We start from the raw sequence: 13,589 nt of genomic DNA on the forward strand, positions 1-13,589 counted from the left end.
ATCCCACCGGTGACGCCCGGGCCCGCCGCTCACACGACCGCCAACCCCAATAGCGCCTTGTTCAGCAGTCTCCTAGGGGCGGTCGTAGAGGATGTTCTCCCGCGGGGTCCCGGCCGCGACCATGCCCTTGACGGTGGCGCGCAGCATCTCCGGCGAGCCGCTGAGCAGCACCTGCCGGTCGGCCCACGAACCCCAGCCGGTCACCACGTCGACGAGCGTCCCGGTCTGACGGCGGTGCAGCGTGCGGGGCAGCTCGCGGCGGGCGCCCGCCCACCACGGGTCCTCGTCGGCCTCGGAGACGGGCTGGATGGTGAGCCACGGCGCGGTGCTGGCCAGGTCCACGAGGGTGGGCAGGTCGTAGAGGTCGCCGGGGTGGCGGGCGCCGTAGAACAGGTGCACCCGGGGGTTGTCGCCGAAGCGCATCATGTCCACGAGCAGGCAGCGCAGCGGGGCGATGCCGGTGCCGCCGGCCACCATGAGCACGTCGCGGAACGGCTCGGATCGGTCCACGTCGAGGTGGCCGAGCGGGCGCGCCAGCACCCAGCGGTCGCCCACGCTCACGCTGCGCACCAGCGGGCCGCTGAGCGTGCCCTCGGGGACCTCGCGGATGTGGAACTCGATCTGCCCCGCGGGGTTGGACGGCACGGCCGGGCTGAGGCGACGCCACACCGCCGGGGTGTACGGGGTGAGCACGCTGAGGTATTGACCGGGGTGGTAGTCGATCGTCACGTCGGTGATCAGTCGCACCACCGCCACGTCGCGGGTGGGCCGGTCCACCTCGACGACGGTCGCGCCCACGCGTGCCGGGCCCGTGGCCGCGGCCTCGCCCTCGCGCAGGGCCGCGGACAACACGGCGTAGGCGGTGCGCAGGGTCGTCTCGAGGCGGTCGTCCCAGCCAGGGCCGGCGAGGTGGCGCAGGGTGCCGACGAGCGCCTCGCCGAAGGCGTCGTGGTGCCGCCTCGTCAGTTCGAGCTTGCGGTGGTCGGCGCCGAGGTGGCGGGCGAAGTCCACCACCTCCTCGACCTTGGCGGTGTCGCCGGCGGCCTGCTCGGTGGCCTCGAGCGCGTAGGCCAGGGCGCGGGCGAACTGGCGCAGCACCGGGGTGGCGTCGCGGGGGAACAGCTCGCGGAAGTCCGGGCCGGCGGCGCGGAGCGCGCGGGCGAACAGCTCCGGGAAGCGGGGGTCGGTGGTGAGGTCGCGGAGGGTGAGCAGCGGGGGAGTGCCGGCGTCGGTCGGGACGGGGTCGGCGAGCGCGGCGCCCGCGAGCGCGTCCGTGCGACCGAGGTAGGGGCCCAGGTCGATGTCCTCGACGAGCCGTTCCACGTCGGGAGCGCCGAACGGGTCGTCCGTCGGGCCGGGTGTGCGGTCTGTGGTCACCGCGCTTCCTCCCTCCGGGCCGTGGTCCTCACGCGAACCCCAAGGATAGACCCCGGTGAGGGGCCCCGTTCATCTGCCGAGGGTGATGTCCACCCCGTCGCGCAGCTCCCGCTCGGTGTAGACGAGCTGGCCCCGGCCCTGGATCTCCACCACGTAGAACGACTCGCCCGCGGGCACCCCCTCGAAGCCGAACGTGTAGGTACACGAGGACGACGTGCCGCCGTCGTAGCTCAGCATCGACTCGGTGATCGGGGCGCGCGTCGCGTCGAGGAGAGTGATGAGGGTGCCCTCACCGATGTCGGAGAGGGTGACGGGCAGCGAACAGGTCTCGGCGTCGCCGCTGACGGGCTCGCCGGGGCTGGAGGTGACGACGAAGGTGCCGCCTGCCGGGAACTCCGACGCCCCGGGGGCGGGGTCCCCCGAGGGCACCGAGGACGGGAACGCCGGCCAGGTGATGGGGTCGGTGGTCTCGCGGTCGGTGCCGCCGAACAGGGCCAACCCCAGGGCGACGACGGCGACGACCGCGAACACCGACCCGGCGGCGATCGCCGCGTGGAGTCCGGGGCTGCGCTCGGGGCGGGCGTCGTCGCCGGTCGGGGTGCCGTCCGCCGGAGGACCGAGCGGTGGCGGACCGGCAGGGTGCAGCTGCCCGTGCTGGTGGTGGCCCGGCGCGGGCGCGGAAACGGGGTCCGGCCCGGGGACAGGGGAGGGCCGGGGCTGCGGCGGGTCGCCGACACGGTAGGTCCCGTCGGACAGGGGCGGGTAGTGCATCGGCACGTGCGTCACCTCCCCCGTCCCCGTGTGCGTCTGACCCCCGCGATGGTAGTCAGCCGCGCTCGCGTCCGCCTCCTCGTCGTCGGTTCATCAGGCCGTCACCTGGCGTCATCCGGGCCGTGACGGGCCCGTCCCCCGCGGTCCCTACCGTGGCCGCGGTGCGGGGGCGGGCACCGCGGTGGGGGCCGGAAGCCCTCTCCCGGAACGTCTCTCGCACCGACCGTGTGCCCGGCTCCTCTGACCGAACGGACCCCATGAACACCACCCCACCCCGCAGCCCCCGCCGCCGCGCGCTCGTCGCGGCGGCCGCGGCGATTCTGTTCACCACCTCCGCCCCGATGCTCGCCCCGGCCGCCACCGCGCAGCCCGCGTCGCCGCTGCTCATCACCGAGTACGTCGAGGGCAGCTCGCACAACAAGGCGATCGAGATCACCAACCTCGGCACCGAGCCGGTGGACCTCGCGGCGTACACCGTGGCCGTGTTCTCCAACGGGAGCACGTCCTCGTCGTCCCGGGACGCCCTCGCCGGGGAGCTCGCCCCGGGCGCGTCGTTCGTCTACGGCTCGAGCCGGGCCGCCTTCCCGGTGGACCAGGGCACGGGCGCGGGCCTGTGGAACGGCGACGACGCGATCGTGCTGTTCCGGGGCGACGAGGTCGTCGACTCCTTCGGTCAGGTGGGAGTCGACCCGGGCACCGCGTGGACCTCCGGCGACGTCACCAGCGTTGACCGCACCCTGCGCCGCATCACCGGCTCCGCGCCGGACACCGACCCCTCCGACGCGTTCGACCCGGCGGCGCAGTGGGTCGCGTTCCCGATCGACACCGTCGACGACCTGGGCCGGTACGAGACCGGGGACCCGACCGAGCCCACCGACCCGACCGAGCCCACCGACCCGACCGAGCCCACCGATCCGACCGACCCGACGGATCCCGGGCCCCCGCCGGCCGGGGCGTGCGGCGAGCCCGCCACCGCCATCGGGGCCGTGCAGGGGTCGGGCGACGCCTCGCCGATGGTGGGGCGGACGGCCACCGTCGAGGGCGTCGTGGTGGCCGACACCCAGGACGGGGGGTTCCGCGGCTACTCGCTCCAGGACGGCGGTGACGGCGACGATGCCACCTCCGACGGGATCTTCGTCTACTCCCAGGACCCGGAGGTGTCGGTGGGCGACCGCGTCCGCGTGACCGGTCAGGTCACCGAGTACTACGGGCTCACGCAGATCACCCCGGCCGAGACGGTCGCGTGCGCAACCGGCCAGCAGCTGCCCGCACCGGCCGAGATCACGCTCCCGATCCCGGAACGCGCCGCGCTCGAGTCCTACGAGAGCATGCGCGTCACCCTGCCCCAGCAGGTATCGATCGTCGAGGCGTTCGACTACGACCGCTACGGGCAGATCGTCGTCTCCTCCGAGCGGCAGTACCAGCCCACGCACCTACACGAGCCCGGCTCGGCGGAGGCGCGGGAGGTCGCCGAGGCCAACGCGGCCAACCGGATCACGATCGACGACGCTCGCGGCGTGCAGAACCCCGACCCGGCGATCCACCCCGACGGCGAGGAGTTCACCATCGACCACCGGTTCCGCATGGGCGACACGCTCGACGGCGTGACCGGCGTGCTCGACTACCGGTTCGACGAGTGGGCGATCCAGCCCACCCAGGGCTCCACCCACACCGCCGCCAACCCGCGGCCGGGGGCGCCGGTCATCGACGCCCCGCTCACCGTGGCCTCGGCCAACGTCCTCAACTACTTCACCACCCTGCGCTCCGAAGACCGCAACGCCCGCGGCGCGGCGACCGCCGAGGAGCTGCAGCGGCAGCAGGACAAGATCGTCGCGATGCTCGCCGGCCTCGACGCCGACGTGGTGGGCCTCATGGAGATCGAGAACCGCCCGGAGGCGCTCGCCACCCTGGTGGACGCTCTCAACGAACGGGTCGGCGCCGGCACCTACGCCGCGGTCGAGACCGGGCCGGTGGGCACCGACGCCATCACCACCGCGCTGATCTACAAGCCGGACGCGGTCACCCCGAAGGGTGAGCACGCGGTGCTCGACGAGTCGGTGGACACGCGGTTCGTCACCTCCAAGAACCGCCCCGCGCTGGCCCAGGTGTTCACCGACGCCGCCTCCGGGCAGGACGTCACCGTGGTGGTCAACCACTTCAAGTCCAAGGGTTCCGCGTGCACCGACCTCGGCGACCCGGAGGACCCGGACGGCCAGGGCAACTGCAACGGCGTGCGCACCAACGCCGCCCGCGCCCTCGTCGACTGGCTGGACGGCCACCCGGAGCTCTCCGCCCCCGGCCGTTCGCTGGTGATCGGCGACCTCAACGCGTACGCGAAGGAGGACCCGATTGAGGCCCTGCGGGAGGGCGGCTACGTGGACCTGCTGGAGCGATTCGGCGGGGCCGACGCCTACTCGTACGTGTTCGACGGCCAGCTCGGCTACCTCGACCACGCGCTGGCCAGCGAGGGCCTGGCCGGGCACGTCGTGGGCGCCACCGAGTGGCACGCCAACGCCGACGAGCCCGACCTGCTCGACTACACGACGGAGTTCAAGAAGGACGCCCAGGACGCGATCTACGCCCCCGACGCCTACCGGGCCTCGGACCACGATCCCGTGCTCGTGGGGATCGACCTCACGCGCTCCGGCGGCGAGCCCGGCGACCCGGAGGACCCAGGCGATCCCGAGGACCCGACGCCCGGTGACGGCGGGGGTTCCCTCGCGGGGCTCCGGCAGTTCCTCGGGGCCCTGTTCGGCGGCTCGTCCGGTTCCTGAGACTCTGCTCCCTCTGCGGTCACGCCCGGGTGTGGCACTTAGCGCCACGCCCGGGTGTGAGGGAAAGTAGAGGCCATGTCCGCCGAGCACGTCAGCCCGCAGTCCGCGCATCACGACCCCGTCGACGACGCCGATCTCGACCCCCGGTCGCCCGTCCCCGAGCGGCCGGGGCCCCTCGGCATGGTGGGCAACGCGGTCCGCGGTGCGCTCATCGGTATGGCCGAGCTCGTGCCCGGCGTGTCCGGCGGCACGGTGGCGCTGGTGACCGGCGTGTACCCGCGCCTGCTCGACTCCGGCGCGCACATCGTGGACGGCATCCGGTCCGCCGCGCTCGGGCCGGACCGCAAGAAGCGGACCGCCGCGGCGTTCCGGCACGTGGACTGGTGGCTGCTCCTGCCGATGGCGGTGGGCATGTTCGCCATGGTGTTCACCGTGGCCGGTGTGATGAAGGGCTTCGTCGAGGGCCAGCCGGAGATCTCGCGCGCCCTGTTCCTCGGCATGGTGGCCGCGAGTATCGCGGTGCCGCTGGGCATGGCCCGGGCCACTCCGGGCGGCCGGACCTGGCTGCTCGCGTTGTTCTTCCTCGGCGGCGTCGCGTTCGCCTTCGGCCTGTCCGGCCTGCCGAGCGGCACCATCGACGACCCGTCTTACCTGCTGGTCTTTGTGGCCGCCGCCGTCGCGATCTGCGCGCTGGTGCTGCCGGGCGTCTCCGGCTCGTACCTGCTGCTGGCCATGGGCCTGTACGCGCCCACGATGGGGGCCGTGGATGAGCGGAACCTGGCGTACCTGGGCGTGTTCGCGTTCGGCGCGCTCGTGGGCATCTCGCTGTTCGTCAAGGTCCTCGATCGTCTACTCGAGGACTTCCGCAAGCCCACGCTGCTCGTCATGGCCGGTCTCATGCTGGGCTCGCTGCGCGCGCTGTGGCCGTGGCAGACCGAGGAGGCCGACATCCTCGCGCCCGGGTCGGACTGGCCGGTCGTGCTCGCCGCCGTTGTGGGCGGCGTCGTCATCGTCGTCGTGGTCCTGGCGCTGGAGCGGGCGTTCCAGAGCAAGGCCGCCACCACCGACGCCTCGGACCCGGCCACCACCTGAGCCCGGCTACCCTTCGAGCGTCATCCGCCGGTAGTCCGCCTCGCTGATACCCCACGCCGCGGCCTGCGCCGCGTCGGCGGAGCGGCGCTCGCCCACCTCCGGCGGCACGAACTCGCCGTACTCGCGGCCCGTCGACGGGTCGGTCATGACCATGTACCAGGTCGGACCGTCGAGATCGGGGTGGTCATGGATCAGGTAGAGGAGCGTCCCCTTGGACCCCACGTCGACCAGATCCGCCCGGAGACCGTCGAGCCGGGCTGCCGGGGGCATGCCCGAGTACGCGGCGATGCGGTGAGCACGCTGCTGCATCCGTCGGACGTAGCGCATAGTGAGCGCGCCGTCCACGACGGCCGAGTAGAACCACTCGGACAGGCCCACGCCGCTCAGGAAGAACGTTCCCGTCCCGTCCGCGAACTCGATCGCCGGACCCGAGTCGTGGTGGTACAGCGGGGCCGACCCGAATTCGTCCGGCTGGTCCAGGAAGCGGATCGCGGGCCGGCGGCAGACCAGGATGTCGCGGCCGGCCGGAGCGAGGTAGCCCAACCCGGCACAGAATGCGTCCGTGAGCAGCTCACCGAGGCGGAGTTCGACCCCGAACTCCTCACCGATCCGAGGCGAGGGCGCCCAGGCCGCCGAGTCGATAGGCGCGCCGAAGTCGCACATCATCCCCACGTAGCCGATCACGAGGGTGCACACGGAGAAGCGGTCCGTCTCCCTCTCGGGTGACTCCGCACCCAGCAGGGCGTCCGCGTCGGAGCGGACCAGCAGCCCCCGTCCGAACCGATGGCGCGGGGACTCGAGGATGCCGAGGGGCGCCGCACGCTCGAGGGCGTCCGCCCACCGATCGACGCTCCGGGCCCGGGTGAGGCGACCGAGGTGGGGGTGCCACGCGGAGATCTCCGGGTCCGGGCCCGCGGAGGAGCGGAGCCTCCCCGGGGAGTCCGCGGCCTCGCCCATGGCGGTGGGGGTGGGCACGACACGGACCTCGGCGCAGGGGATGCGCGCGAGCGCCGCGATCTCGCGGACGAGGGCGATCACCACCGACTCGTCCCAGCGCACATCCGAGAAGTCGAGCGCATCGGTTCGCTCGATCACTCCGAGCGGGGTGTCCGCCCAGCCCAGGAGCATGTGGTCGAGGTAGGGGACGGTGTCGGGGATGGACTCCTCCGCCGGGGCCAGCAGGCCCGAGGCGAGAAGCGTGTCCAACGCCTCGGCCAGGGTGGCCGGCTCGGTGCCGGCCACGTCAGTCGATCACCGCGCGGCGCTGATCGGCGAACGGGTCGTACGTGGTCTTGGTGAGCACCTTGTACAGGCCGGCGGGCACCGGCAGGTCGCGGTGGCGCTCGGTCTCCTTGCGCTGGACCAGTGTGCCCGGCTCCGGCAGCCGCACGTAGGTCCCGTCCGCGTGGATCACCTCGATCACGGCCGGGCACTCGAGGACGTGGTGGTGGCCGGTCTCGGAGTGGCCCACGACGGCCTCCGCCAGCCGCTCGACGGACTCGGTCGATGCGGGATCCGGTGCATTGCACGGCATCAGGAGGATCTCGCCGTGGCGGATGGGGGCGGGGGCGTGGTCGGACACTGTTCCTCCTGATGAGACGGGGCGCCGGGGGCCGGCGGCCGGGCGGAGCCCACACCGTACATCCGCGCTACGACACGCACCAGAGTCCGAACGGGGGACGGGGTCACCACCCCGTCGGCAGCGCCAGCCCCGCCGCGACGGCCGCGCCGAACAGCGCCGTGTCCCGCGACGGCGAGTAGACGACGCGCGGGCTCGCCACGGACACCGGCAGGCCCCGCAGCTGCTCGGCGACGGGACCGTGCAGCGCCTCGCCCAGCCCCACGACGATCCCGCCGGTGAGCAGGACGGTGCGAGGGCGGAAGAGCTGGACGGCGTCCACGAGGAAGGTGCCCAGGCGGTAGGCGTAGATCTCGGCGGCGCCGTCGCCGTGTTCACGCTCGAGGTCGTAGAGCCCGTGCCCGCCGAGGCCCCACCACACCTCGGTGGTGCCGTTGTCCGTGACGAGCCGCCAGTGCCCCAGATCCCAGCCGGCCCGCCCGCACGGGTGGATGAGCGCGCCGTGCCGGTCGAGCGCACCGAAGGCGACGGTGGTGCCGAGCGAGATGGCGATGCCGCCGAACTCCACGCCGGGCAGGCGGGTCAGGGCGAGGGCGTGGGCGTCGCCGTCACCGATGACGGAGACCGGGGCGTCGACCAGCGCCGAGAGGTCGTCGCGCAGCCGGCCCTCCGCCCACGCCGCGGCGCGGGAGGTCTCGACGACGCCGCGGTCGGCGTCCACCCAGCCGGTGATGGAGACCCCGACGCCCCCGGGGGACGGGTCGACGGCGAGGACCGCCGCCGCGAGATCCTCGGCGGTCGCCACGGGGGCTCCGTGGACTCCCACCACGCGGCCGTCGACCACGGCCCCGATCCGGGTGCCGCTGCCGCCCATGTCCACGACGACGCCGTTCCTCATCGCCACCGACCCCTGCACATGGGTCCATTCTGGCCGATGGGCCGGAAAGGTGGCCCCCGGATTCCCCCACGGGGCGGACGCGGCGCGGCCCCGCGCTATCCCAGGTCGGCGTTGCGGATAGGGTCGCTCGCCTGTCCGACGGTGCTGCAGTACAGCTTGGCGGCCTCGAGGCGCGGGGGATGGTCTGCCGATCGTAGGCACGGAGGGTAGGGCGGCGCCGACCAACGGCCGAACTCCGTGACGGCGAGGGCCGGCGTCCTCGCCTAGGCGGGTGCCTGCTCGTTGACCAGCCGGATCGCGCCCTCGGGCGGCACGGCCGTCGTCACCACGGTGCCCGGTGCCGGGGCAGGGGCGGTCGCGGGCGCGCAGTAGAGGTGCACGGGGCAGTCGGGGCGGGCGGCGTAGAGGTCGTCGAGGGTGACGAGCGTGTAGCCGCCCCGCTCGAGCCCCTCGAGGATCGCCGGGACGGCCTCGACCGAGGTCTGGTGGATGTCGTGGAGCAGGATCACGTCGCCGGCGCCCACCTGCCCGAGGACGTTCGCCGCGACGGTCGCGGAGTTCCGGTAGAGCCAGTCCTGGGGGTCGGTCTCCCAGAGCACCGGCCGCATCCCGCCGGTGGGCGTCGATCCGGGCGTCCACGCGCCGTACGGCGGCCGCATGTAGGTGGGGGAGCGGCCGATCACCCGTCGGATCTCGGCGTCGGTCCGGGCGAGCTGGGAGAGCACCCCGTTGCGGGACAGGCCGCTGAGGTCGGGGTGGTCCCAGGTGTGGTTTTCGATCCCCATGCCGAGGCGGTCCATGCGGCGGAGGATGTCCTCGTTGCCCCGGATGGCGTAGCCCAGCACGAAGAAGGTCGCGGTGGCGCCGTGCTCCTCGAGGATGTCGAGCAGGCGCGGCGTCGAGACGCCGTCTGGGCCGTCGTCGAAGGTCAGGACGACGCACTTGAGTTCGGTGCAGTCCGGGCGCGGCGGCTTCTCGACCACGGTGGGCGTCGTGGTGGCCGCGACCGCGCCGAGGGCGTCCGGGGAGTCGGTGCCGGTGGGGCGGGGCGCGATCACGAGCGCGGCGCCGAGGATCAGGGCGACGAGGCACGCGGCGGCCACCATGCGCGGCCGACGCCGGGAGGTCCCGGCAGCGTCGGAGGCCGCGGCGGGGATGGCCACCGGGGTGGCGGCGACGAGCGAGAGGTGCGGGGTGGGTGCGGTGAGCGCGCGGCGCGGGGTGGCGGCGGCGAGGCCGACAGTCGAAATGATATGACGACGACGATGGCCGCGTACCACTCGGATCCCGGCCGCCATGGCGACCAGGGCGAGAAGTGCGATGAGCGCTGCGAGCAGATGACGGACGCGGGGGCGGGCGCGGTCGGGTCGCCGCTGAGGGGCAGTCTGCTCCGCCACGCTTGATCAGGCCTCGATTCGTCCACTCGACGGGGCGGGGGTGCCCCACCAGCGAAAGTGTACGAACTTTTATCAAATTGGCCTAGTCGGCGTGTCGGGGCTTCACAGGGCCGGCGTCACGTCGGTGTGCGAGAAGTCGTCGCCCTTGTAGAGCAGCGGAAGGTCGAGCTCCTTGGCCAAGGCATACGAGAAGCAGTCGCCCAGGTTGAGTTTCGCGGGATGCCCGCTGCCGCGACCGTAGGTGCGGTAGGCCTGCCGGGCGATCCGGGACTGCTGAACGGTGAATGGTTCGGCGACGATGCCGAGCCCATCGAGTAGCAGGTCCGCCGCTGCAGACAGGTCCGGTCGACGGTTCTCGATCACCGCGGTGAGTTCGACGAGGCTACCTGCTGACACGCTTGCCGAGGGCGACGAGGCGAGTCGTTCCAGGAAGTCGTCCCGCTCGGGTTCGCGCCGGAGGATCGCCACGAACACCGAGGTGTCGACGATCATCGGTAGAGCCCGTTCTCGTCGTAGAGGACGTCGGTGCTGAGGAAGTCGGGGTCGGCTCGCTCTTCGTCGGTGATCAGTGCGTCCGCCTTCGCCACCGCCTCGTTGATCACCCGCAGCCGCCGTTCGGTCGCGTCCTCGTACTCGGCCAGTAGTCGCTCCAGCGCCAGCTCTATGGCCCCGGTCTGCGTCCGTCCGGTGCACTTCGCAGCACGCCGCGCGAGTTCGTGGACGCGCTCGTTCTTGATGTTCAGGCTCATGGCCCCCAGTCCCTCTCACGTGTCGCTGTCCGGAATTCTACCTCCGCAGTACGGCACGTCTACCCCGCCGGAGCGGCGAGATGCCGATCTCAAACCTGAGCGGAATAGACTCAACCTCTTGGTGGTTGTACGTACTGTCCGGCGCTTCTGCGCGCCGGGATTGATCCCAGTACGCTCAACCACACGTCAGAGAAAGGACCGGTCGCACATGAGCCAGTTCAACCCCACGACCAAGACCCAGGCGGCGCTCTCGGCCGCCGTGCAGGCGGCCTCCGCGGCCGGTAACCCCGACGTCCGGCCCGGCCACCTGCTGGTCGCCCTCCTCGAGCAACAGGACGGCATCGCCCGGCCGCTGTTCCAGGCGTGCGGGGTGGACCCGCAGCTCGTCCTGGCCCAGGCCAAGGACCTCGTCGCGGGGTACCCCAAGGCGTCCGGCTCGGGGATGGCCACGCCCAACTTCAACCGGGACGCCCTCGCCGTCATCAACCACTCCCAGACCCTCGCGGCGGAGATGGGCGACGCCTACGTCTCCACCGAGCATGTCCTGGCGGGCATCGCCGCCGGTCACACCGGGGGCGACGCCGCCAAGCTCCTCACCGAGCTCGGCGCCACCGAGGACGCGCTCAAGGAGGCGTTCACGGCCGTGCGCGGCAACACCCGCGTCACCACCGAGAACCCCGAGGACCAGTACCAGGCCCTGGAGAAGTACGCCACGGACCTCACCGCCCGTGCGCGCGACGGCAAGATCGACCCGGTGATCGGCCGCGACTCGGAGATCCGCCGCGTCGTCCAGGTCCTGAGCCGCCGCACCAAGAACAACCCGGTGCTCATCGGCGAGCCCGGCGTGGGCAAGACCGCGATCGTCGAGGGGCTGGCCCGCCGCATCGTCGCCGGTGACGTGCCGGAGTCGCTCAAGGGCAAGACCCTGCTCTCGCTGGACCTGGGCTCGATGGTCGCGGGCGCCAAGTACCGCGGCGAGTTCGAGGAGCGGCTCAAGGCCGTGCTCGACGAGATCACCGCGGCCGAGGGGCAGATCATCACCTTTATCGACGAGATCCACACCATCGTCGGCGCCGGCGCGACCGGCGAGGGCTCGATGGACGCGGGCAACATGATCAAGCCCATGCTCGCCCGCGGCGAGCTGCGACTGGTCGGCGCCACCACGCTCGACGAGTACCGCAAGTACATCGAGAAGGACGCGGCCCTCGAGCGTCGCTTCCAGCAGGTGTACGTGGGCGAGCCGAGCGTCGAGGACACGGTCGGCATCCTGCGCGGGCTCAAGGAGCGCTACGAGGTGCACCACGGCGTGCGCATCACCGACTCCGCGCTCGTCTCGGCCGCCGCGCTGTCCGACCGCTACATCACGTCGCGGTTCCTGCCGGACAAGGCGATCGACCTCGTGGACGAGGCGGCCAGCCGCCTCAAGATGGAGATCGACTCCCGTCCGGAGGAGATCGACGCCGCCGAGCGGATCGTCCGCCGCCTCGAGATCGAGGAGGTGGCGCTGCAGAAGGAGACCGACGCCGCCTCGCGCGACAGGCTCGTAGCCCTACAGGCCGAGCTCGCCGATTCCAAGGAGAAGCTCGCCGAGCTCACCGCCCGCTGGCAGAACGAGAAGACCGCCATCGAGGGCGTACAGAAGGTCAAGGAGGAGCTCGACGCGCTGCGCACCGAGTCCGAGAAGGCCGAGCGCGAGGGCGACTACGCGCGCGTGGCCGAGATCCGCTACGGGCGACTGCCCGAGTTGGAGAAGGAACTCGCGGACGCCGAGGCCGCCGAGGCCGCCTCGAACGCCATGCTCAAGGAAGAGGTCGGCCCCGAGGACGTCGCCGAGGTGGTGTCCGCCTGGACCGGCATCCCCGTGGGCAAGATGCTCGAGGGCGAGACCAAGAAGCTCCTGCGCATGGAGGACGAGCTCGGCACGCGTGTCGTCGGCCAGACCGAGGCCGTCCAGGCCGTGTCCGACGCCGTCCGCCGGGCCCGCGCCGGGGTCGCCGATCCGAACCGGCCCACCGGCTCGTTCCTCTTCCTGGGCCCCACGGGCGTCGGCAAGACGGAGCTGGCCAAGACACTGGCCCAGTTCCTCTTCGACGACGAGCGGGCCATGGTCCGCATCGACATGAGCGAGTATTCGGAGAAGCACTCGGTCGCCCGCCTCGTCGGTGCGCCCCCCGGCTACGTCGGCTACGAGGCCGGCGGCCAGCTCACCGAGGCGGTGCGGCGTCGGCCGTACACGATCGTCCTGCTCGACGAGGTGGAGAAGGCGCACCCCGACGTCTTCGACATCCTCCTGCAGGTGCTCGACGACGGCCGCCTCACCGACGGCCAGGGCCGCACGGTCGACTTCCGCAACACGATCCTCGTGCTCACCTCCAACCTGGGCGCCGGCGGATCGCGGGAGCAGATGATGGACGCGGTCAAGCGCGCCTTCAAGCCGGAGTTCGTCAACCGGCTCGACGACGTGGTGATCTTCGATCCCCTGTCGGAGGAGCAGCTCGAGCACATCGTCGACATCCAGATCGCCGAGCTCGGCCGGCGCCTCGAGGCGCGCAGGCTCACGCTCGAGGTGGACGAGGCGGCCAAGGGCTGGCTCGCCCGCCGCGGGTACGACCCCGCCTACGGCGCCCGCCCGCTCCGCAGGCTGGTGCAGCAGGCGATCGGCGACCAGCTCGCCCGCAAGCTGCTCGGCGGCGAGATCCGCGACGGCGACACCGTCCACGTCTCGCTCGCGGAGGACGGCGAGGCGCTCGTGCTCGCCTGAGCGCGCGCGGCACGGCGCTGACGACCAGACGGGCCCGGCCACCCTCGCGGTGGCCGGGCCCGTTCGTCGATTTCGGAGTAGCGAAAGGGCGATGATGCACCTCTTGGGATGTGATCTTCATCACACCTAGCCTCGTATCGGGTGCCGCCAGACGTCTCCTCGGATCCGCGCCGGGTTCGCGTCGAGTGGTT

At 72.2% G+C, this 13,589-nt stretch carries 11 protein-coding genes; 3 read left to right on the top strand and 8 right to left on the bottom strand.

Features of this window, described 5'->3' with window-relative positions; genetic code table 11:
- Positions 1-72: 72 nt before the first annotated feature.
- Positions 73-1,377: an FAD-binding oxidoreductase gene (locus tag ACH0BZ_RS00005; protein ID WP_406895790.1), complete on the bottom strand. Its 1,305-nt coding sequence runs from the start codon at positions 1,375-1,377 to the stop codon at positions 73-75.
- 69 nt (positions 1,378-1,446) lie between these two features.
- Positions 1,447-2,163 carry a hypothetical protein gene (locus tag ACH0BZ_RS00010; RefSeq protein ID WP_406895792.1) on the bottom strand — a complete coding sequence of 239 codons (717 nt, stop codon included), beginning with the start codon at positions 2,161-2,163 and terminating at the stop codon, positions 1,447-1,449.
- A 242-nt stretch (positions 2,164-2,405) separates the two neighbouring features.
- On the opposite strand from ACH0BZ_RS00010, the gene ACH0BZ_RS00015 reads away from it, so the two are divergent.
- Entirely contained in the window at positions 2,406-4,922 is a 2,517-nt protein-coding gene (locus ACH0BZ_RS00015; protein ID WP_406895794.1) for an ExeM/NucH family extracellular endonuclease, read from the top strand.
- Between the two features lie 75 nt (positions 4,923-4,997).
- Positions 4,998-6,014, top strand: coding sequence for a DUF368 domain-containing protein (locus tag ACH0BZ_RS00020; RefSeq protein WP_406895795.1), 1,017 nt, complete (start codon positions 4,998-5,000; stop codon positions 6,012-6,014).
- A 6-nt stretch (positions 6,015-6,020) separates the two neighbouring features.
- On the opposite strand, the gene ACH0BZ_RS00025 is transcribed toward ACH0BZ_RS00020, so the two are convergent.
- The 6 genes from ACH0BZ_RS00025 to ACH0BZ_RS00050 all read right to left on the bottom strand — a co-directional run bounded on the left by ACH0BZ_RS00025 (position 6,021) and on the right by ACH0BZ_RS00050 (position 10,637).
- The gene (locus ACH0BZ_RS00025) at positions 6,021-7,256 is read right to left on the bottom strand and encodes a hypothetical protein (protein ID WP_406895796.1); all 1,236 of its coding nucleotides are present in this window, start codon (positions 7,254-7,256) and stop codon (positions 6,021-6,023) included.
- A 1-nt stretch (position 7,257) separates the two neighbouring features.
- On the bottom strand, positions 7,258-7,596 hold the full coding sequence (locus ACH0BZ_RS00030; protein WP_406895797.1) for a hypothetical protein: 339 nt from the start codon (positions 7,594-7,596) through the stop codon (positions 7,258-7,260).
- Between the two features lie 103 nt (positions 7,597-7,699).
- Positions 7,700-8,491, bottom strand: a complete 792-nt coding sequence (locus ACH0BZ_RS00035) for an ROK family protein (protein ID WP_406895798.1) — start codon at positions 8,489-8,491, stop codon at positions 7,700-7,702.
- 263 nt (positions 8,492-8,754) lie between these two features.
- Positions 8,755-9,888 carry a polysaccharide deacetylase family protein gene (locus ACH0BZ_RS00040; protein ID WP_406895799.1) on the bottom strand — a complete coding sequence of 378 codons (1,134 nt, stop codon included), beginning with the start codon at positions 9,886-9,888 and terminating at the stop codon, positions 8,755-8,757.
- 102 nt (positions 9,889-9,990) lie between these two features.
- On the bottom strand, positions 9,991-10,380 hold the full coding sequence (locus ACH0BZ_RS00045; protein WP_406895800.1) for a type II toxin-antitoxin system VapC family toxin: 390 nt from the start codon (positions 10,378-10,380) through the stop codon (positions 9,991-9,993).
- Complete coding sequence (locus tag ACH0BZ_RS00050; protein ID WP_406895801.1) at positions 10,377-10,637, bottom strand: type II toxin-antitoxin system VapB family antitoxin; 261 nt, start codon at positions 10,635-10,637, stop codon at positions 10,377-10,379. Before ACH0BZ_RS00050 ends, ACH0BZ_RS00045 begins: the two co-directional genes overlap by 4 nt.
- Positions 10,638-10,845: 208 nt before the next feature.
- On the opposite strand from ACH0BZ_RS00050, the gene clpB reads away from it, so the two are divergent.
- On the top strand, positions 10,846-13,398 hold the full coding sequence (clpB, locus tag ACH0BZ_RS00055; RefSeq protein WP_406895802.1) for an ATP-dependent chaperone ClpB: 2,553 nt from the start codon (positions 10,846-10,848) through the stop codon (positions 13,396-13,398).
- Positions 13,399-13,589: the final 191 nt, after the last annotated feature.

The organism is Dietzia sp. 179-F 9C3 NHS, assembly GCF_045369825.1.
Taxonomy (GTDB): Bacteria; Actinomycetota; Actinomycetes; order Mycobacteriales; family Mycobacteriaceae; genus Dietzia.

Coding starts and splice junctions, on each gene's coding strand:
- ACH0BZ_RS00045 (WP_406895800.1), bottom strand. CDS start 10,380: ATGATCGTCGACACCTCGGTGTTCGTGGCGATCCTCCGGCGCGAACCC.
- ACH0BZ_RS00035 (WP_406895798.1), bottom strand. CDS start 8,491: ATGAGGAACGGCGTCGTCGTGGACATGGGCGGCAGCGGCACCCGGATC.
- ACH0BZ_RS00020 (WP_406895795.1), top strand. CDS start 4,998: ATGTCCGCCGAGCACGTCAGCCCGCAGTCCGCGCATCACGACCCCGTC.
- clpB (WP_406895802.1), top strand. CDS start 10,846: ATGAGCCAGTTCAACCCCACGACCAAGACCCAGGCGGCGCTCTCGGCC.
- ACH0BZ_RS00015 (WP_406895794.1), top strand. CDS start 2,406: ATGAACACCACCCCACCCCGCAGCCCCCGCCGCCGCGCGCTCGTCGCG.
- ACH0BZ_RS00050 (WP_406895801.1), bottom strand. CDS start 10,637: ATGAGCCTGAACATCAAGAACGAGCGCGTCCACGAACTCGCGCGGCGT.